Annotated in this window: 19 protein-coding genes; 9 read left to right on the top strand and 10 right to left on the bottom strand. The window is 73.3% G+C overall.

Annotated features, from left to right (window positions below):
* Positions 1-63: 63 nt before the first annotated feature.
* Entirely contained in the window at positions 64-1,116 is a 1,053-nt protein-coding gene (locus tag F6X68_RS18630) for a LacI family DNA-binding transcriptional regulator (protein WP_151455491.1), read from the bottom strand.
* A gap of 495 nt (positions 1,117-1,611) precedes the next feature.
* Here F6X68_RS18630 and F6X68_RS18625 point away from each other — a divergent pair, with 495 nt between their 5' ends.
* The 3 genes from F6X68_RS18625 (at position 1,612) to F6X68_RS18615 (ending at position 4,978) form a co-directional block, all read left to right on the top strand.
* Positions 1,612-2,970 (top strand): hypothetical protein, encoded by a 1,359-nt coding sequence (locus tag F6X68_RS18625; RefSeq protein ID WP_151455490.1) that lies wholly within the window; start codon positions 1,612-1,614, stop codon positions 2,968-2,970.
* 168 nt (positions 2,971-3,138) lie between these two features.
* Positions 3,139-3,966, top strand: coding sequence for a DUF72 domain-containing protein (locus F6X68_RS18620; RefSeq protein WP_225852285.1), 828 nt, complete (start codon positions 3,139-3,141; stop codon positions 3,964-3,966).
* 55 nt (positions 3,967-4,021) lie between these two features.
* Entirely contained in the window at positions 4,022-4,978 is a 957-nt protein-coding gene (locus F6X68_RS18615) for a DUF1152 domain-containing protein (protein WP_151455488.1), read from the top strand.
* A gap of 27 nt (positions 4,979-5,005) precedes the next feature.
* Here F6X68_RS18615 and F6X68_RS18610 read toward each other — a convergent pair whose 3' ends face one another.
* Positions 5,006-6,058: a zinc-binding dehydrogenase gene (locus F6X68_RS18610; RefSeq protein ID WP_151455487.1), complete on the bottom strand. Its 1,053-nt coding sequence runs from the start codon at positions 6,056-6,058 to the stop codon at positions 5,006-5,008.
* A 252-nt stretch (positions 6,059-6,310) separates the two neighbouring features.
* Here F6X68_RS18610 and F6X68_RS18605 point away from each other — a divergent pair, with 252 nt between their 5' ends.
* Positions 6,311-7,507, top strand: coding sequence for a peptidoglycan DD-metalloendopeptidase family protein (locus F6X68_RS18605; RefSeq protein WP_151455486.1), 1,197 nt, complete (start codon positions 6,311-6,313; stop codon positions 7,505-7,507).
* Between the two features lie 74 nt (positions 7,508-7,581).
* Here F6X68_RS18605 and F6X68_RS18600 read toward each other — a convergent pair whose 3' ends face one another.
* Complete coding sequence (locus F6X68_RS18600; RefSeq protein ID WP_151455485.1) at positions 7,582-8,301, bottom strand: ElyC/SanA/YdcF family protein; 720 nt, start codon at positions 8,299-8,301, stop codon at positions 7,582-7,584.
* Positions 8,302-8,477: 176 nt separating this feature from the next.
* On the opposite strand from F6X68_RS18600, the gene F6X68_RS18595 reads away from it, so the two are divergent.
* Positions 8,478-9,638, top strand: a complete 1,161-nt coding sequence (locus F6X68_RS18595; protein WP_151455484.1) for an epoxide hydrolase family protein — start codon at positions 8,478-8,480, stop codon at positions 9,636-9,638.
* 132 nt (positions 9,639-9,770) lie between these two features.
* On the opposite strand, the gene F6X68_RS18590 is transcribed toward F6X68_RS18595, so the two are convergent.
* On the bottom strand, positions 9,771-10,277 hold the full coding sequence (locus F6X68_RS18590; protein WP_151455483.1) for a hypothetical protein: 507 nt from the start codon (positions 10,275-10,277) through the stop codon (positions 9,771-9,773).
* Positions 10,278-10,499: 222 nt separating this feature from the next.
* Between F6X68_RS18590 and F6X68_RS18585 the strand changes: the two genes are divergently transcribed.
* Positions 10,500-11,573: a hypothetical protein gene (locus F6X68_RS18585; protein ID WP_151455482.1), complete on the top strand. Its 1,074-nt coding sequence runs from the start codon at positions 10,500-10,502 to the stop codon at positions 11,571-11,573.
* Positions 11,574-11,645: 72 nt separating this feature from the next.
* Here the strand turns inward: F6X68_RS18585 and F6X68_RS18580 are convergent, their stop codons facing one another.
* Entirely contained in the window at positions 11,646-12,803 is a 1,158-nt protein-coding gene (locus tag F6X68_RS18580) for a citrate/2-methylcitrate synthase (RefSeq protein WP_151455481.1), read from the bottom strand.
* A 68-nt stretch (positions 12,804-12,871) separates the two neighbouring features.
* Here F6X68_RS18580 and F6X68_RS18575 point away from each other — a divergent pair, with 68 nt between their 5' ends.
* Positions 12,872-14,071 (top strand): citrate synthase, encoded by a 1,200-nt coding sequence (locus F6X68_RS18575; protein ID WP_151455480.1) that lies wholly within the window; start codon positions 12,872-12,874, stop codon positions 14,069-14,071.
* 144 nt (positions 14,072-14,215) lie between these two features.
* Here F6X68_RS18575 and F6X68_RS18570 read toward each other — a convergent pair whose 3' ends face one another.
* Positions 14,216-14,707: an FBP domain-containing protein gene (locus F6X68_RS18570; protein WP_151455479.1), complete on the bottom strand. Its 492-nt coding sequence runs from the start codon at positions 14,705-14,707 to the stop codon at positions 14,216-14,218.
* A 71-nt stretch (positions 14,708-14,778) separates the two neighbouring features.
* Here F6X68_RS18570 and F6X68_RS18565 point away from each other — a divergent pair, with 71 nt between their 5' ends.
* Positions 14,779-15,348 carry a TetR/AcrR family transcriptional regulator gene (locus F6X68_RS18565; RefSeq protein WP_151455478.1) on the top strand — a complete coding sequence of 190 codons (570 nt, stop codon included), beginning with the start codon at positions 14,779-14,781 and terminating at the stop codon, positions 15,346-15,348.
* A 15-nt stretch (positions 15,349-15,363) separates the two neighbouring features.
* Here F6X68_RS18565 and F6X68_RS18560 read toward each other — a convergent pair whose 3' ends face one another.
* Positions 15,364-16,107 (bottom strand): N-acetyltransferase, encoded by a 744-nt coding sequence (locus tag F6X68_RS18560; RefSeq protein WP_151455477.1) that lies wholly within the window; start codon positions 16,105-16,107, stop codon positions 15,364-15,366.
* Positions 16,108-16,249: 142 nt separating this feature from the next.
* A complete protein-coding gene (locus F6X68_RS34670; RefSeq protein WP_255474754.1) occupies positions 16,250-16,381 on the bottom strand; it encodes a hypothetical protein in 132 nt (43 codons plus the stop codon).
* Between the two features lie 207 nt (positions 16,382-16,588).
* On the opposite strand from F6X68_RS34670, the gene F6X68_RS18555 reads away from it, so the two are divergent.
* Positions 16,589-16,942 carry a hypothetical protein gene (locus F6X68_RS18555; RefSeq protein WP_151455476.1) on the top strand — a complete coding sequence of 118 codons (354 nt, stop codon included), beginning with the start codon at positions 16,589-16,591 and terminating at the stop codon, positions 16,940-16,942.
* A 124-nt stretch (positions 16,943-17,066) separates the two neighbouring features.
* Here F6X68_RS18555 and F6X68_RS18550 read toward each other — a convergent pair whose 3' ends face one another.
* Positions 17,067-17,339 carry a GlsB/YeaQ/YmgE family stress response membrane protein gene (locus F6X68_RS18550; protein WP_121398573.1) on the bottom strand — a complete coding sequence of 91 codons (273 nt, stop codon included), beginning with the start codon at positions 17,337-17,339 and terminating at the stop codon, positions 17,067-17,069.
* 188 nt (positions 17,340-17,527) lie between these two features.
* A partial coding sequence (locus F6X68_RS18545; protein ID WP_151455475.1) for an FAD-binding oxidoreductase occupies positions 17,528-18,670 on the bottom strand: 1,143 nt, incomplete at its 5' end.

Genomic DNA, 18,670 nt, shown 5'->3' with positions numbered 1-18,670 from the left:
CGCCCCCGACGACGAGGACGTCCGCACGCATCTGTACCACTTGCTTCCTTCCGGGTTGCACGGTCACCGCTCAGCTGCGGTGGACCGCCGATCAGGGGTGCCGAGGGTGTCGCCCTCGACGAGTTCGCAGGGCAGGAGCCGCTGCTGGACGCCGACGGCGCTGCCGTCGATGACGCTGGCGAGCACCTCGACCGACTGCCGGCCCATCTCCTCGCGGGGGATGCGGAATCCGGTGAACGCGAGGTCGGTGGGAACCGGGACCGTCGGGTCGCCGAGCGTCAGGATCGACAGGTCGCCGGGCACGCCCAGGCCGCGCCGCCGGCTGGCCAGCTCCAGCGCCACGGCGGTGGCGAAGTCCTCGACGAAGGCCACCGTGGTCCCGTCGGCCAGCAGGTCGTCGAGGATGACCTCGGCGTCCCGGGCGACGGTCGTCAGGTGGCGGGCGCTCTCCGCGGCCGTCGCGGCCGCGACGAACCCGCGCCGCCGGTCCGCCGAGGACTCCGCGGTCAGGTCCGTGTTCAGGTAGGCCAGGCGCCGGTGACCGCGGGCGAGGGCCAGGGCGACCAGCTCGCCCACCGCCGTCGCGTAGTCGGCACCGACGTACGGCACCGGGCCGCCGGCGTCGTCGCGACGGCCGACGGCGACGTACGGGAAGCCGTCGCGGTTGAGCCGGTGCAGCTCCGCGGCGTCGATCTCCCGGCCGAGCAGGATGCAGCCGTCGGCGAGGCGGAGCCGGTTGTCCTGGTGGAAGATGCGGCGCCGACCGTCGACCACCGGGGCGCTGGTGAACAGCAGCAGGTCGCAGCCGGCCCGTTCCGCGTACTCCTCGATGCCCAGCAGGAAGGGGTGGAAGAAGTCGCGGCTGCCGCTGGGGAAGGCGGGCTCGTAGGTGAAGACGCCGATGATCCGGTTGAACCGTGCGGCGAGCCGGCGGGCCACGGGGTCGGCGGCGTACCCGGTCTCCGCGATGGTCCGCAGCACGCGGTCGCGGGTCTCGGGCGCGATGCGGACGTCGGCGTCGGCCCGGTTGTTGAGCACCAGCGACACGGTCGCCTGACTGACGCCAGCCAGCCGCGCGATGTCACGCTGCGTGACGCGTCGGGGTGTAGAGGGCACCACAGGTCCTTCCGGTGCGGCTAATGCGTATTAGCGCTCGGCGTTGGGGAGGAGCCTGGCGGGCCGACCGGGTTTGTGTCAAGAGGGGGACGGAGAGATTTCTTGGAGATGAAGTCCCTGGAGTAATGCGGATTAGCTCCGAGCGGCCCACCCCGCGTTCGCGGCCGGCCGGCTCCCGACGGAGCCGGCGGGCCGTCCCGCCGAGGCTGGCGGCCGGCCTCTTGACAAGACCCGCCCGGGTCGAGCAGCATTCGAGAAGGATTGATGGTAATACGTATTAGCACCTGACTCGGGCGGCCTGCTCACCCTCGCGGTGGCCGACCGTCTCACGCAGCGTGACTTCGTGCCGCCCCGCGGCGTGCTGCGCGGCGTCCACAGTCGTCACCGGCGTACCCGTCCCCACCTCCTGGGCTCCTCCGTCGACGGCCCCGTACGCCGACGGCCCGCCCGGGCGGTGGGGGAGCCCCACCATCCCCCGACAGAGCAGGAACAGCGATGACGAAAGCACCCGTCCGAGTGCCCGGTCGCGCCGCCGTGGCGGCAGCCGGCGCGGGCATGCTGGTGACCGCGCTGGCCGGTGCGGCTCCGGCCGCCGCCGATCCGGCCCTCGACTTCCCGCGCTTCACCTACGCGGGCACCGCGTTCGACAAGAGCGCCCTGACCTACAACCCGACAAACGAGTTCATCTTCCCGAGCGTCATCCGGGCCGCCGACTACTTCCCCAACCCGCTGGGCACCTACTACCTGTACTACGCGCCCCACGAGCGGCCCGGCGGGATCGCCCTGGCGTACGCGGACTCGATCAACGGTCCGTGGACCGAGTACCGGGCCAACCCGTTGATCGGCAACACCTGGCTGCCCCACTACTCCACGGTCAGCCACATCTCCTCCCCGCACGCCATCTGGGTGGAGGGGGAGCGCAAGCTGTTCCTCTACTTCCACGGCGAGAACTCGATCACCCGGTACGCCACCTCCGAGGACGGCATCCACTTCGACTACGGCGGGACGGCGATCAGCCGCGACGACAGCACCGGCGGGGAGACCTCCTACGCCCGGGTGTTCGAGCACGCCGTGCCGCGGCTGGGCAGCCGGTACCTGATGCTCTTCATGGACAACCCGACCGCCGCGCCGCCCGGGCCGACCGGGCCGGTGTCCCGGCGGATCCGCTGGGCGGTCTCCCCGGACGCGCGCACCTGGACGATCCAGCCCGACCCGATCGTCACCCCGCAGGGCATCCAGGGCCCGAACGCCTCCGGCCCGTTCTTCCTGCGCTGGAACGGCCGCAACCTGGTGATCTTCCACGCGGCCGACGGCAACATGCACGCCGTGGACGTCGGCGACGACCTCGACCGGGAGGTCCACCTCGGCGTCGTGCACGACTCGATGGTCGCCGCGCCCGACCTGGGGCGCTCTGCCGCGCCGACGTTCTACTTCGAGGGGCGCACCGCGCACATGTACTACGAGGCCGGCGGGCGGCTCACCGCGACGATCGGCCATGCCGTCGCCACCCTGGACCGGCCGGTGCCCACCCGCGAGGTGGACTGCGTGGTGGACCGGCCGGTGCTGTGGCCGCCGAACCACCAGATGGTCGACGTCACCGTGACGGCGGACCTGCGCGACGGGGTGCTCGGCCCGTACGCGCTCAACCTGACGGCGGTGACCGGCGGCGACGCCGCGGACGTCAGCGGCTTCACCGTCGGCACCCCGGACACCAGCGGCCGGCTGCGGGCCGAACGCGACGGCGCCGGCGGGGACAGGGTCTACTCCCTGACCTACGCGGGCCACGACGAGATCGGCCGCCCGGTCGGCTGCACCGTGACGGTCACCGTGCCGCACGACCAGGGCCGCGACTGACGGAGCAGGGACCGCTGGGCGCCGGCCGTGCCGCACGGGCACGGCCGGCGCCCACGCCTGGGCTCGCCGCCGCCGGCGCGGCCGGATACCGTACCCGCGGCGCGGGTCACCCCGCGTCGGGCCGTCGAGCGGTGGGAGGATCCGATGCGCCTGCACGTGGGGTGCGCGATGTGGACGCACAAGTCGTGGCAGGGGCGCTTCCTGGCGCATCCGCTGCCGGCCCACGAGCGGCTGCGCGCGTACGCCGGCTGGTGCACGGCGGTCGAGGGGAACACCACCTTCTACGCCACCCCGGCCCGGGAGACGGTCGCCTCCTGGGCGGAGCAGACCGACCCCGACTTCCGGTTCGTGCCCAAGCTGCCGAAGGTCGTCACGCACGAGCGTCGGCTCACCGGCGCCGACGAGGAACTCCGCGCCTTCCTGCACGCCGTCGAACCCCTCGGCCCACGGGCCCACGCCCTCTGGATCCAGCTGCCGGGCTCGTTCGGCCCGGCCGACGTACCCGCGCTGGCCCGTTTCCTGCGCGGGCTGCCCACCGCCCACCGGTACGCCGTGGAGGTCCGGCACCCCGCGTTCTTCGACGACCCCCGGGCGGCGCGGACGCTGGAGGAGGCGCTCGCCACCGTCGGCGCCGAGTGGGTGCCCTTCGACACGACCGCGTTCTTCCGCACCCCGCCGACCAGCGACGCGGAACGCGAGGCGTGGACCAGGAAGCCGCGCACCCCGCTGCGCACCTGTGCGCTGACCGACCGGCCGATCGTCCGCTATCTCGGTCGCGACGACCCCGCACGGACGGTCGAGGGCTGGCAGCCGTGGCTCGACGTGGTGACCGGGTGGCTGCGCGAGGGCCGATCGCCGACGATCTTCGTGCACACCCCGGACAACGCCGACGCGCCCGAGCTCGCCCGCCGGTTCCACGACGAGGTGCGGGCGCGCCTGCCCGAGGTCGAGCCGCTGCCCGAGCCGGAGCCGGTCGGGCCGTCGACGCTGTTCTGAACGGAACCGTCCCGCCTGCCAGGGAACCCCTGTGCCGGTCGCCTGAGGAGGCTCGATGCGGTCGCTGGCCGTACCGCCGTTGTTCGCCGCGCTGGAGCCGGCGCGCACCGTGCTGATCGCGGGCGCGGGCGGCGGCTTCGACGTGTACGCCGCGATTCCGCTGGCCGTCGCGTTACGCGACGCCGGTCGGACGGTGCACCTGGCCAACCTCTCCTTCACGCGGCTCGAACTGCTCGACCTGGACGCCTGGGCGGCGCAGGACGTCGCCGCCGTCACCCCGGACACCGCCGGCCCCGACGAGTACTTCCCGGAACGGGCGCTGGCCCGCTGGCTCGCCGCCAACGACCAGCCGAGCACCGTGTACGCCTTCCCGCGGGTGGGCGTGGAGCCGCTGCGCGACGCGTACCGGCATCTGGTCGATGCGCTCGGGGTGGACGCGGTGGTGCTGGTCGACGGGGGCACCGACATCCTCATGCGCGGCGACGAGGCCGGCCTCGGCACCCCCGTCGAGGACATGACGAGCCTCGCGGCGGTGGCCGGCCTGGACGTGCCGGTGAAGCTGGTGGTGTGCCTCGGGTTCGGCATCGACGCGTACCACGGGGTCAACCACACCCAGGTGCTGGAGAACATCGCCGCCCTCGACCGCGACGGCGCGTACCTCGGGGCGCTGTCCATTCCGGGCAGCAGCCGGGAGGCGCGGCTGTACCGGGACGCGGTCGCGTACGGGCAGGCGGCCACGCCGCTGCGGCCCAGCATCGTGCACGGGCAGATCGCCGCCGCCATCCGTGGCGCCGACGGGGACGTGCACGTGACCCGCCGCACCCGGGGCAGCACCTTGTTCGTCAACCCGCTGATGGCGATCTACTTCAGTTTCGACCTCGACGGCCTGGCCCGCCGTTCGCTCTATCTCGACCGGCTGGAGCACACCGTCGGCATGCGACAGGTGGCCTCCCGGATCGAGGACTTCCGCGACGAGGTCGAGCGGCGCACGCCCCGGGTCTTCCCGCACTGACCCCTCGCCGCCGCGCCGCCCGCCGGCTCAGGCCCGGTCCGGCTGGTTCGGGTCGATCAGCACCTTGGTGTGCTCGCTGCGGCCCGAGTCGAGTTCGTCGAGGACGTCCTTCAGCGACGACAGCCCGAAGGTGCCCGTGTGCAGTGCCGCCACGTCGATGCGACGTGCGGCGATCGCGTGCATCGCGCCCACGAAGTCCTCGTGCTGGTAGGCCAGTGACCCGATCACCGTCAGCTCCCGGCTCTGCCAGTCGCCGTAGCTGACGCTCGAGTTCTCCAGCGGGTAGCCGAGCAACGCGAGCGTCCCGCCCCGGCGCACCAGCTCGGCCGACGGTTGGAACAGCGACGGAACGCCGCTGCACTCGTACACGACGTCGGCGCCCATGCCCGCGGTGAGCTCGTCCAGCGCGGCCGGCAGGTCGGCGGGCTCGACCACGTGGGCGAAGCCGAGCCTGCCGGCCAGCGTACGGCGCGCCGCGGAGGGCTCCGAGATGATCATCGGCCCCGCCCCGGCGTTGCGCGCGTGCTGGGCGGTGAGCAGCCCGATCGGGCCGGCGCCCTGGACCAGCGTGGTGCTGCCGTACTCCGCCGCCACCCGCCGCACGGCGTGGAAGGTGACCGTGGCCGGTTCCACGAGCGCCGCCTCCACCGCCGAGAGGCTCTCCGGAACGGGGATGACCCGCCGCGCCGTCACCTGCACCCGGGTGGCGAAGGCGCCGTGCGGCGGTGCGTCGGCGTCGACCCCGTTGGCCTCGGCGAACACGGTGTCGCAGTGGCGGGCGTGCCCGGCGACGCACTGGCGGCAACGGCCGCACGCCGGCCCCACCGCGCCCACCACGCGCTGGCCGACCCGCAGCCCGTCCACGCCGGCGCCCACCGCCGAGACCGAACCGGTCCACTCGTGCCCGAAGACCGCCGGCGGCAGCATGTGCCCGTCGGTGTAGCCGTGGACGTCCGTGCCGCAGATCCCCGTGTACGTGATGTCGACGGTCACGCGGCCGGGCCCGGGCTCGGCCCCGGACACCTCTCCCGCACGGAGTTCGCGCGGACCGGCGACCGCGAGATAGCGACCAGCAGACATACGGGATCCCCCTCGGCGACAGCTCCAGTCTCGCACCCGACCTGCGCCACGGGGCGTCTACCAGCAGATTCGCGCGGCGGGGCGTCCCCGATCCGGCCGGGACCCCCGCCGCCGACGGTGGATCTTCGGCCCCGCGCCGAAACATACCTTCATTGCCGGCGGGTCAACATGTAGACAATCTTCCTCGTTCTGTCTATCGTCAGCATCACTTAGCGATGTCCTTCGATTTGAAAGAGGTCGTCAATGGTGCACATGAGACGATGGGCCGGCGTCGCCACAGCCCTGCTGGCGACGGAGCTCCTGGTCAGCGGCACCGCCGCGCACGCCGCCGTGCCCAAGCCGGAGCCGGTGCGGGTGAGCGTCGAGGACGCCGTCACCGCCAAGCTGCGCGCGCAGGTCCAGGCCTCGGAGGCGGAGCACGCCGAGACTTCCGCGGTGGCGCACCCGGAGAGCTCCGAGACCCGGGTGAACGTCACCCGCAGGAACGGCCCGTGGGCCTTCGGCACCGCCGTCGCCGTCACCACCCACGAGAAGGACGTCCATCCGACCGGCGCGATCTTCATCGCCCGTGCCGAGGCCGGCACGTGGCGGGTGAACTTCGACGGCGAGGCCGGGTTCAGCGAGCTGGCCGCCGAGTCGCCCCTGGTCAACAAGCAGGAGAAGGCGGTCTTCGCCCGCACCCCGAGCACCATGCAGGCGGGCGGCGACTATCGGACCGGGATGGCCCTGCCCTTCGCGGTGGGTCAGACGTGGACGCTGACCAGCGGCCCGCACGGCTGGGGCGGCTACGAGGCGCCGTACAGCTCGATCGACCTGGCCGGCGGTGACCAGGTGGTCCGCGCGGCGCGGGCCGGCACGGCGTACACGATGTGCACGGGGTGGATCCGGGTGATCCACGACCGGGGCTACTCGACCGACTACTACCACCTGTGGAGCAGCATCTCGGTCAACGGCGCCGCCGTCGGCCAGGGCGCGTACCTGGGCTACACGGGCACCGACGTCACCTGCGGCGGGGCGGCGTACGGCCGGCACGTCCACTTCGGGCTGCGGCAGAACAGCGCCTATGTCGGCATCGCCGGCCACAGCATCGGCAAGTGGGAGTTCGCCAACGGCGCTGCCGCCTACCAGGGCGGGGCGCGGCACGGCTCGGTCTGGGCCGGCGCCGGCGCCGGCCTCTACAACTACGGGGCGCTGGGCTTCAACCAGGCGGTGGTCGACGCCAACGGTGGTGGCTCGGTGAACAAGCGGTCCGGCCCCGGCACCGGCTACGCCGTGCGGGGATCGGTAGGCGACGGCACCACGGTCACCGTCTCCTGCTCCGCCAACGGCACCTCCCACGCCGGGCGGTACGGCACCACCGCGCTGTGGAACCGGCTGAGCGACGGCACCTGGGTGTCCGACGCCTACCTGGCGAGCGGGGTGAACGGTCCGATCAACGGCTGGTGCTGACCGGCATCCGATCCGAGCGTCGACGCAGGGGCCCCGCCATCTTGGCGGGGCCCCTGCCTCGTGGGCGGCCGGGGTCAGCCCGGGATGCCGACGAGGAGGGACTCGTGGCGACTCCACAGCCACCGGAGGTACTGCTGGAGTTCCCCGAGGGTGGCGACCTGGTCCTCGTCCATGTAGGTGAGGATCCGTTTCACTTCTCCCGGCACGAGGTCGTAGGCGGTGGCCCCGGTCTCCGGGACGGGCGTGTCGGGGGAGACGGCCACGGGGACGGGGATGACGGGCAGGCGGAGGTTCCTCCTGTCCAGTGCCTTGAGGACCGTGAGGTAGGCGCGGGGCAGATGGTAGGGGGAGACGGCGAGCGCGAGGCTCGCGATGCCGAGGCCCTGCGCCTGCTCGGCGATCCAGGCGGCCTGCCGGCCGGTGTGGGGGGCGGGTCCGGCCTGGAGGCGGACCCCCTCGCAGCGACGGAGGCCCAGGCCGCGCAGGTGGTCGAGCGTGAGTTCGACGTAGGTCTCCTCGGCCGGGTTCCCGTTCGTCACCAGGAGGTGACGCAGGCCGGGGTTCGCCTCCCAGGTGCGGATCGCGTGGCTGAGCCGCCACTGTTCGCCCTGGCCGGTGGCCACGACGAGGGCGTCGACGCGGTCGGCGGCCGACGGCGGCAGCGTCAGGATCGCCGTGAGGGCCTTCAGCACGTCCAGGAACTGGCCGGCGGTGAAGCCGGCGAGGTCTTCCTCCCCGACGGTCCGAGGGATTCCTCCGTGGGGGTTCGCCGCATGTTCCGCCCTCGTCCGCATCGGACGACGATACTGCGTGGGCCGGCGTGACCCCGGAGAGCTTCGACGCGGCGGCCCACCCCGACTGAGCCTGCCGGGTGCCCGCGCGGCAGACCGCACGGCGGAAGGTGCGCGCCCCCGCGTACGCCGTCAAGGATGTGAATCTCGCGCGAGCCGTGACCCTGGAGGGCGCTGGGATGAAGCCGTTCCGCATCGAGATACCACAGGCCGACATCGACGACCTGCGCCGACGACTGGCCGACACCCGGTGGCCGCACGAGCCGGGCGCGGACGGCTGGGAACGCGGCGTGCCGCAGTCCTACCTGCGGGAGCTGGCCGACTACTGGGGCAGCGGGTACGACTGGCGGGCGGCCGAGGCGCGGCTGAACGAGCACCCCCAGTTCGTCACGGAGATCGACGGCGCCACGGTGCACTTCCTGCACGTACGGTCCCCGGAGCCGGACGCGACGCCGCTCGTCCTCACCCACGGCTGGCCGGGCAGCTTCCTGGAGTACGTCGACCTCGTCGGGCCGCTGACCGATCCGCGCGCCCACGGGGGTGACCCGGCGGACGCCTTCCACGTGGTCATCCCGTCCCTGCCCGGGTACGGCTTCTCCGGCCCGCTCACCGGGACCGGCTGGGGCGTGCCGCGCATCGCCGGGGCGTGGGCCGAGCTGATGAACCGGCTCGGTTACGACCGCTACCTGGCGCAGGGCACCGACTTCGGCTCCTGGGTGACGGTCGCGCTCGCGGCGGCGGACGCCGGGCACGCGATCGGGGCGCACGTCAACTTCCTCATCACGCCGCCCCCCGGCGACCCACGCGAGCTGGGCGCGCTCGACGAGGACACCGGCCGGCGGCTCGCCCGGCTGGCCCGCTTCGTCGACGACGAGTCCGGCTACATGAAGATCCAGGCCACCCGCCCGGTGACGCTCTCGTACGCCCTGACCGACTCCCCGGTCGGGCAGCTCGCGTGGATCGTGGAGAAGTTCAAGGAGTGGACCGACTCCGGCAAGAGCCCGGAGGACGCCGTGGACCGGGACCGCCTGCTGACCAACGTGTCGCTCTACTGGTTCACCCGTACCGCGGGCTCCTCCGCCCAGCTCTACCACGAGACGGCGGACATGCTCCCGGTCAGCGCCGCGCCGCGGCAGCAGCCCCCGGTGCCGGTGCCGCTCGGGGTGGCGGTCTTCCCGCACGACCCCTCGCAACCCGTCCGGGCCTGGGCCGACCAGGCCTTCCCCAACATCGTGCAGTGGACCGAGCACGACCGCGGGGGGCACTTCCCGGGGCTGGAGCAGCCCGGGCTCCTGGTCGACGACATCCGCCGGTTCGCCCGGACCCTCGGCGGGGCCTGAGCCCAGGGGCGCCGGACCGGGAAGGGCGTCCACCGCCGGGTGGGCACCCTTCGTCGCGGGTGCCGCGCCGATGTTCCTGCCGGGGACCGGGGTGGTGCCGTCACCTGACGGTGGCGGCACCCGGTTCCCCCGTCAGCAGCCGCCGCAGGTGTAGAAGAGGATGTCCCAGTGGCTGCCTTCCTTGGTGTACAGGTTGCCGGAGGCCGCCCGGTACTGGTAGCCGAAGCCGGCGATGTAGCCGACGTAGGTGTAGTTCGCCGAGATGTAGTTCTGGATGCAGGTGCTCAGGGCGATGTCGAGCTTGTAGCCGTTCCAGTGGCTGTAGGTGCCGCCGGCGTGCCCGACCTCGGTGCCGGCGGTGATCGTCACGGCGCAGCCGCTGGCGCGCTTGAAGGTGATGATTCCGCTGATGGTGGCCTGCCGGACGCCGTCGAACGAGGTGCAGGTCGAGACGTAGCGGTCGCTGCAGTTGCCGCTGGAGGTCCAGGAGATGCCGGCGGCGCGTAGCTGCGACGTGGCGTCGGAGTGGCTGATGGCGAAGGCCGGGCTGGCGAGTCCGAGCGTGGCCCCGGTCGCGGCGGCGATGGCAACCAGGAGCGTGAGCAGGCGGCGGCGCAGGGTGGATCGGGTGGACGACATGACTCTCCCGTTCGCGTGGGGGGATTCCTGCGATGAGAAGGCCGACCTTGCAGGATTTCTACCAGACATCGACAGGCATGACTAGATCTGTCGACGCCGGCAGCTCGGGACGCAAGGCCGAACCGCCCCTACCGGCACCAATGGGAAGTACCGACCTGCGCCAGTTTCCTCATCGAGCGGCCGATGGTTGTACGAGACGTGACGGCAGCCTCACACTCCCGCATGGCGATCCCGGCGTCGGCGCAGCCCGCGTGGCGGATCAGGTGGGCCGAGCGCGAGAACGACCGACGGCGGTGCGCGTACGACGCGCAGGTGGCGGCCTGGCAGCGGCACCAGGACCACCTGGCCCGGCTGCGGATCGAGGCGGCCGGGTTCCTCGGGTGCACGCAGCCGCGTGCCGGCCTGCCGGTGGACCTCGACGCCGACGAGGTCGTCTACCGGGTGCTGCCGGTCGCTGACCTGGTCGAGGCGGACGCGCGGCACGGCACCGGGCTGCCCGCCCCGGGCCTGACCGTCGCCACGGACGACGCCGCCGGCCGCGCGCTGCCGAGGGGCGTGCGGGCCCTCGACACGGGAATGGCCGTCGTGACCAACCACCGCGTCGCCTTCTCCTCGGGGCGCGGGTGGCGGCACGAGTGGAGGTACGCGGACCTGGTGGGGCCCGCGCACCATCCCGAGGTGCCGTTCACCCTGCTGCACGCCACCGACGGTCGCCGGCTCGCCGGGCTGCGGGTGCCGGCCGCCGCGACCGTGAACTTCCGCTTCTATCTCACCCTCGCCTTCGCCGCCGCCATTGGCGAACGGGCCGCCGTCACCGCGCAGCTCGAGGCCCTGCTGGCCGCCCACCGGCACGCGCGGCCGGTGCCACCGCTGCCGGTCCACCCGGATCAGGCCCCGTCGACCGGGCTGCGTGCCGAGCGTCGCGCGGCCCTGGCCGCTGCCGTCGTCGCGGTGGCGTTCGTGGCGCTGACCGCCGCAGGCCCGGCCTCGCCGGAGGGAGCCGACCCGCCGTACCGGGCGGACGAGAGCGCGCGGGGCGCCTCCGCCGCCGCGACGCCGAACCCCGTCGAGGGCGCCGCACCGACCGCCCGAGGCGAGCCGGCGGCGCGCAACCCGGGCGCGGCGACGTCGGAGGCCGGTGCGCTGGCGGCCGCCACCAGGGGCGGTGTGACCCGCGTACGCGCGCCGGAAGTGGTGCGGATCGGCGATGCCGTCGCGCCGGCGGCTCCCTTACTGCGGTGGCTCGCCTGCCCGCAGGGCGATTCCGGTGCCAGTGCTCCGCCCCGTCCTGGGTGACGTTTGGGCACCGGCCTCCGGCGTACGCGCGAGGCGCCATCGCGGACGACGGATCGCGGTGGGCGATGGCGCCTAGCCCAGGGGTGGTGCGGTCCCGGTCGGCAGCGGTCGGGGCGCGCTGGGGCCCACGTAGCGCGAGTCTGGCCGGATGATCTTCGAGTCCTCGGCCTGTTCCAGCACGTTCGCGCACCATCCGATCACCCGGCTGGTGGCGAACGTCGGCGTGAACATCTCGCGGGGCAGCCCGCACAGGTGCATGACCACGCCGGCGTAGTACTCCACGTTCGTGTGCAGTTCCCGGCCCGGCTTCAGTTCCGCCAGCAGCGACAGGACCCGCTCCTCGACGGCCACGGCGAGGTCCACCAGATCGCCACCGAGGGACAGGGCGATCGCCTTGAGCATGCGTGAGCGGGGGTCCTCGGTGCGGTAGACGGGGTGCCCGAATCCCATGATCCGCTCGCCGCTGAGGATGCGGTCGCGCAGCCACGCGTCGGCCCGGTCGGGGGAGCCGATGGCGTCGAGGGTGTCGAGGGCCCGGCTGGGCGCGCCGCCGTGCAGCGGGCCGGAGAGCGCGCCGAGGGCGCCACCGACGCAGGCGTAGATGTCTGCGCCGGTGGAGGCGACGACGCGGGCGGTGAAGGTGGACGCGTTGAAGCCGTGATCGACAGTCGCGATCAGGTAGCGCTCGATGGCGCGGGCGTGCGCAGCGGACGGCTCCTTGCCGGTGATCATGTACAGGTGGTTCGCCGCGTGCGACAGGTCGTCGCGCGACTCGATCGGCTCCAGCCCCGCCCGCAGCCGGAACAGCGCGGCCAGCAGGCTGGGCGTGAGGGCGCAGAGTGCCATGGCCTGCGCCCGCCGTTCTGCCGGCGGGGTGTCGTACAACGGGCGGGCCCCGGCGGCGAGGCCGGCGACGGCCAGGGCGGCGCGCAGTCCGCCCATCGGGTCCGGCGACGTCGACGCCGCGGCGATGTCGGGCAGCGCGGCGGCGACGGCGGGCGGGATGTGGCGCAGCGGCGCGATCTCGCGGCGCAGCGCCGTGGGATCGGTGGGCAGGCAACCGTCGATGAGCAGCGCCCAGACGTCCTCCAACGTGCGCTGCTCGGCCAGGTCGATCGCTGAGTACTGCCGGTAGTGGTAGAAGCCCTCGGCGCCGCGGACGCGGCCGATGGTGGTGTCGGTGACCACGACGCCGGCGAGCCCGCGCGGAACGGTGATGGTGTCAGGCATGCGGGCAGCGTCACGCCCCCGGACGGGCGTAGTCAACGTTGATCCAGTCAACGTGAGACCATGCCCACATGTCCGGGGAACAGCTGTTGACCACCGCCGAGGTAGCGCTTCGCCTGCGCGTCAAGCCGGAGACGATCTACGCGTACGTCAGTCGCGGACTGCTTGCCCGGGTCAAGGTCCCCGGCGAGCGGATCAGCCGGTTCCGGCTGGCCGACGTCGAACGGCTGGCCTCCCGCACGCAGGCGACCCGGCCGGTCCGCGACGGCGCCCCGGCGATGCGGACGGCCACCACGTTGATCGCGTACGGGCGGCTGCACTACCGGGGGCTGGATGTCGGCAGGCTCGCGCCGGCGTCGGCGTTCGAGGAGGTCGCGCACTGGCTGTGGACGGGGGAGCGGCGCGGGGAGACCTTCGCGGCGTCCGCCGAGACCCTCGACAGGGCCAGGCTGGCGAGCAGCCACCTCCCCGCCCGGGCACGGCTGTTCGACCGGTTGCCGGTGATCGTCGCCGTCGCGGCCGCGATGGACCCGCTGCGCTTCGACCTGGCGCCCGCGACCGTGACGGCCCTCGCGCCGGGGTTGCTGTCCACCATGGTCGACGCCCTGCCCCTCGCCGGACAGGCTCCCTCCGACGAGCGCCTCGCTGCCCGCCTGTGGTCGCGGCTGACGGGCACGCCACCGTCCGCAGCTGGTCTCCGGGCGCTCAACGCCGCCCTCGTCCTGCTCGCCGACCACGACCTGGCCGCGTCGACCATCGCGGTACGCGTTGCGGCCTCCACCCGGGCGAACCCCTACGCGGCGGTGCTGGCGGGCCTCGGGGCGCTGGACGGGCCAATGCACGGAGCCGTCGGCAGCGGCGTCCACCGCATGATCGAGGCCGCCCGGCGGGACGGGGCGTCGGCCGCGATCGCCGAGTGGCTGCGGGCCGGCAACCTGCCAGGGTTCGGGCATCCGCTGTATCCGGCGGGCGACCCGCGTGGCACGACCCTGCTCGATCTCGTCGCGGACCTGCCGTTCGAGGGTGATCTGCGGCGGGCCGTGGACGACCTGACGGCCACGGCGGCGCGGCGGGAGGCCCTGCCCAACGTCGACTTCGCGGTCGCCGTGCTGTCGCACGCGGCCGGCATGGGGCCGGGCGCCGCCGAGGTGATCTTCGCGGTCGCCCGGACGGCGGGTTGGATCGCGCACGTCAACGAGGAGTACGCCCAGCCGACCAGTCGGTTCCGCTGGAACAGCGGCTACACCGGGCCGCCTCCCGTCTCGCCGTGAACCCCGCCGCGGCCTCTCCTCGCGGTGGGTGGTCAGGTGGCGCGCCGGCAGTGGCCGGTGAGGGCGCGGATCGCGTCGGCGGGTTCCGGTGGGCAGGTGAGCCCGCTCGTCATCGCCGACGTGCGAATTTGCGAAGCCTGGGGATCAGGCGGTCACGGTGGCGATGAACGCGGCGACGTTCGCCATGGTCCGCTGGATCTTCTCCTCCAGGGTGAGTGACTCCTGCAGCCGTGCGCCGGCGCCCGGGTCCTTCTTGCCCCGCACGTACAGCGAGCAGGCGAGGTCGCTGCACATGTAGGTGCCGACCGTGTTGCCCTGCTGCCCGGCCTTGCCCGCCTTCGGCGCAACCATCAGGGAGACGCCGCCTGTGGGGGCGGTCAGACACATCGCGCACATGCCGCGCCGTGGCTGCGAGGGGGCGGGGCTGGGGCAGCGCAGCGCGAGGGCCCTCGGCCGGCCGTCCAGCTCCGTGACGAGGTAGGCGCGGTGGGGGGCCTGCGGATCTCGCCAGCCGAGGTAGTCCAGGTCGTCCCAGGGCCGGTCGGCCAGGTCGCGCGGGACGGACAGACGCTTCGCCTCGCCCTTGGTGCAGTTCACGAAGGCGGTGCGGATCTCTTGCTCGGTCAGCGGCTTCATACGCGGCAGGCTAATTTCCCTAAAGGTATTAGGCAAATGCATAATGGGTTATGCCGAGCGGGCGGAGGAGCATGGCACGCGCAGGACTGACCCCGGAACGCCTGACCCTGGCGGGAGCGGAACTGGCCGACGAGGTCGGCTTCGACCAGGTGACCGTCTCGGCGGTCGCCAGGCGGTTCGACGTCAAGGTCGCGAGCCTGTACTCGCACCTGAAGAACTCCCAGGACCTGAGGACCAGGATCGCCCTGCTCGCCCTGGAGGAACTCGCCGACCGGGCCGCCGACGCCCTGGCCGGGCGCGCCGGCAAGGACGCCCTGACCGCCCTCGCGAACGTCTACCGCGACTACGCCCGGGAACATCCCGGCCGCTACGCCGCAGCCCAGCTCAGGCTCGACCCGAAGACGGCGGCGGCGAGCGCCGGCGGCAGACACGCGCAGATGACGCGGGCGCTGCTGCGCGGCTACGACCTGACGGAGTCGGACCAGACGCACGCGGTCCGGCTGCTGGGCAGCGTCTTCCACGGCTACGTCAGCCTGGAGATGGGCGGCGGGTTCAGCCACAGCGCCCCCGACACGCAGGAGACGTGGTCACGGGTCCTGGACGCCCTCGACGCCCTGCTGCGCAACTGGCCCGCGCCCTGACCCCGGCGTGACGACCTAGAGTCGGTGCCTGACCCAGACGTTGGGCTCGACGTAGACGGCGTGGTCGTGCGCCACGTCGCAGTGCACCGGGACGAGGGCCCCCGGCACGTGGACCGGCCCGCTGGTGTCGAACGGCAGGCCCGTCCAGCGACGCCAGTCGGCGAGGGTCCCGGCGATCGTCATCGACCGGGTGGCGACGCGCTCGATGCGTCCGCCCGCGCGGACGTGCACCCGCAGCCAGGGGTCGACCGGCAGGCCGTCCTCGCGGACCTGCGCCGCGTACTGCGCCATCGGCAGTTCGGGCCGGGTGTGCTTGCCGCTCGGCCGGACCGGCGCGACGAGCGTGTCGTAGCCCAGTTCCGCGACGGCCTCCCGCATGGCGGCCAGCATCACGGCGGACAACCCGGTGCCGCGGCGGTCGGGCCGGATGCAGATCTCCAACGCCGAGACCATGTTCGTGTCGGCGCCGGTCAGGCGGTTGACGGTGGCCCGCTGGATCACCCGGTCCCAGCCGCCGTCGGGAAGCTCGGACTCCGTCCAGCGCAACGGCACCGCGTACGCCCGGGCGACCGCGCGGGCGGGGTCGGCGGGGTCGACCGCGGCGAACACGAACTCGGGATACAGGTCGTGGGCGACGCCGTAGTACACCGTGCCCATCGGGTCCCACAGCATGAACGGCGGCCACGCCCCGTCGAAGTCCTCGTCGAGCGAACGGCCGAGGTCGGGGCGGTCCGCCAGGCGCACGATGTCGAGGGTCACGGCGGAAACCTAGAGCGCCGGGTCGTCACGCGCACCTCGATTTCGCGGCCTGTGCGGCGGGCCACGGCCGCCCGGACCGACCCGGCAACCCCACGACGGGGCCCCGGGGCGCCGGGCGCTGGCCGGTACGCGGGCGTCCGGTCTATGGTGGCGCCGTGACCGCCCCCGGCCCCTCCCGGCAGCCCCGCACCGCGGCGTACCAGGAGTTTCCCGCCCCGTCGCGGACGACCGCGACCACCGGGTCGCGGGCCCACCTCGTCGCGGGTGCGATCACCCGTCGCCTCGTCGTGCCGTCGGTCGCCCGCGTCCGCCGGGGCGCCGTCGCGCCGATCGTCGCGCCGCCGACCCGGCGGGCGCCTCGTCAGCGCCGCCCGCCGCCACCCGTCCGAGATCCACAGGACCGGCACCGGCGGGCGGAGCGCATCAGCGCTCCGCCCTTTCTTTTCGTTCCGAGCAGGGAGAAGGACCGATCGTGTACGTCGTGAACAGGCAGGCCGAGCTGGGGGTGCTCCGGATCGTCCTGGAGGAGCAGTACGAGCGGCACAGCATCCAGCTGGCGCTGCTGGACCGGCAGGCCCGACGGACGCGCTCCGACGGCGCCGATCTCGAGGCGGCCGCCGCGTTGACCGCCGCCACGCGACGGGCCCTGGGTGACATCGCCCGCGCACTGCACTACCTGGAACAGGGCCGCTACGGCACCTGCGGAGGGTGCGACCGCGACATCCCGATCGAGGAGCTGGCGCATCGCCCGTCGACCCGGCTCTGCGCCACCTGCGAGCCGGAGCTCCGTCGGCGTGCGGACAGCGGCCGCAACGGTTGCGACTGTCGCCGGTAGGGCCGGCACCTGTCGTCGGCGCTCCGTCGAAGGACACGGGCGGCGCGGCGGGTTCCCGGCGCCTCGGCGGACAGGACGGCGCCGGCCCGCCGCAAGGGCGGGCCGGCGCCGTGGGACGTGCAGGTCAGCGGATGCGTCGGCGACCGTAGGCACCGGCGGCGATGGCGACACCGATCGCGGCGAAGACGACCTGGAGGGCCAGCTCGATCCAGTCGATCCCCCTGGTGTCGTCGACGCCCAGGGCCCCGGCGACGAGAGTGCCGAGGATCGCCGCCACCACACCGATGAGCAGCGTGAGCCAGATCGGGATGTTCTGCTTGCCCGGGACGACCAGGCGGCCCAACGCCCCGATGATCAGGCCGATGATGATGGCAGTGAAGAAACCGGTGACTTCCACGTGGAGCCGTCCTTCCGGGAGAGTTGTCGTCGAGCTGCGGTGTTGCCCCCGCCGGAAGGGCGGCGAAACCACTCCCGGTCACTTCCACAGCTTCTTCATACAACTGTCATGGAGCTGGGTACGAAACGTCATCGGCGTCATCCGACGCACGCCGAGCCCGCCGCTCCTCGACCCTGGGCGGGCGCCCGTCAGCGCAGCGGGTCGAACGGGCGCAGCTCGACGGGCTGCCCACCGCCGGTGATCTGCTCGGCGAGCAGTTCGCCGGTGAGCGGGCCGAGGGTGATGCCCCACATGCCGTGACCGCCGGCGGCGAAGACGCGCGGTGACCTGGTCCGGCCGATCAGGGGAAGGCCGTCCGGGGTGCAGGGCCGCGAGCCGACCCACTCGTCGGTGCGGGTGTCCAGGTCGGCGCCTCGCAGCAGCGGGCGGGCGGCCTCGGCGATGGCCGAGACGCGGCGCCGGTCCAGCGGCGCCTCGGCGCTGCGGAACTCCATCATCCCGGCGACGCGCAGCCGGTCGCCCAGCGGCGTGCAGGCCACGCGCTGCGCGGGGAAGTAGACCGGGCCGGCCGGCAGGTGCTCGATGGCGACGCTGAAGCTGTAGCCGCGGCCGGCCTGCACGACGGTGCGGACGCCGAAGCGCCGGGCCAGCTGGCCGAGCCAGGTGCCGGTCGCCAGCACCACCGCGTCGTAGCGCTCGTCGGTGCCGGCGGAGGTCACCACCCGGACACCGGCCGCCTCGTCGCGGACGTCCAGGACGTCCACGCCGGCCTCGACCGCTCCGCCCCGCGCGCGGACCGAGTCGGCCAGGGCGTGCACGTACTGGCCCGGGTTGACGTAGCGCTGGTCGTGCAGGCGGATGGCGGCGCCGATCGTGTCCGACAGCGAGGGCTCCACCTCCCGTGCCTCGGCCCCGGTGAGGACGTCGAACTCGATCCCCTGGCCCGCGGAGTGGATGTGCGCCAGTTCGTCGAGCAGGACCGACCGCTCGGCCTCGGTCCGGTACGCGGCGAGGAACGACTTCGCCTCGTGCGTCGGCGCCGCGACCCCACCGGCGGTCAGCGCGTCGAACGCCTCCAGCGCCCGCCGGTTCATCGGGATGAGGGCCCGCATCGCGCTCTGCCACTTCGACGCCGTGCTGTGCCGCGCGAAGCCGGCCAGGAACCGCAGCAACCGGGCGTCCGCGCGCGGCGGCACGTAGACCGGCGAGGACGGGCTCAGCACGGCGCGCACCCCGTACCGCAGCACCGCCGGCTCCGGCAGGGGAGTGGTGATGCCGGGGGTGAGCCAGCCCGCGTTGCCCCACGACGCCCCCGCCGCGACCCCCGTACG

Source organism: Micromonospora sp. AMSO12t, from assembly GCF_008806585.1.
Lineage (GTDB): Bacteria > Actinomycetota > Actinomycetes > Mycobacteriales > Micromonosporaceae > Micromonospora > Micromonospora reichwaldensis.
Note: the sequence above shows the minus strand (reverse complement) of the source record. Positions and strands in the feature narration are given on the sequence as shown.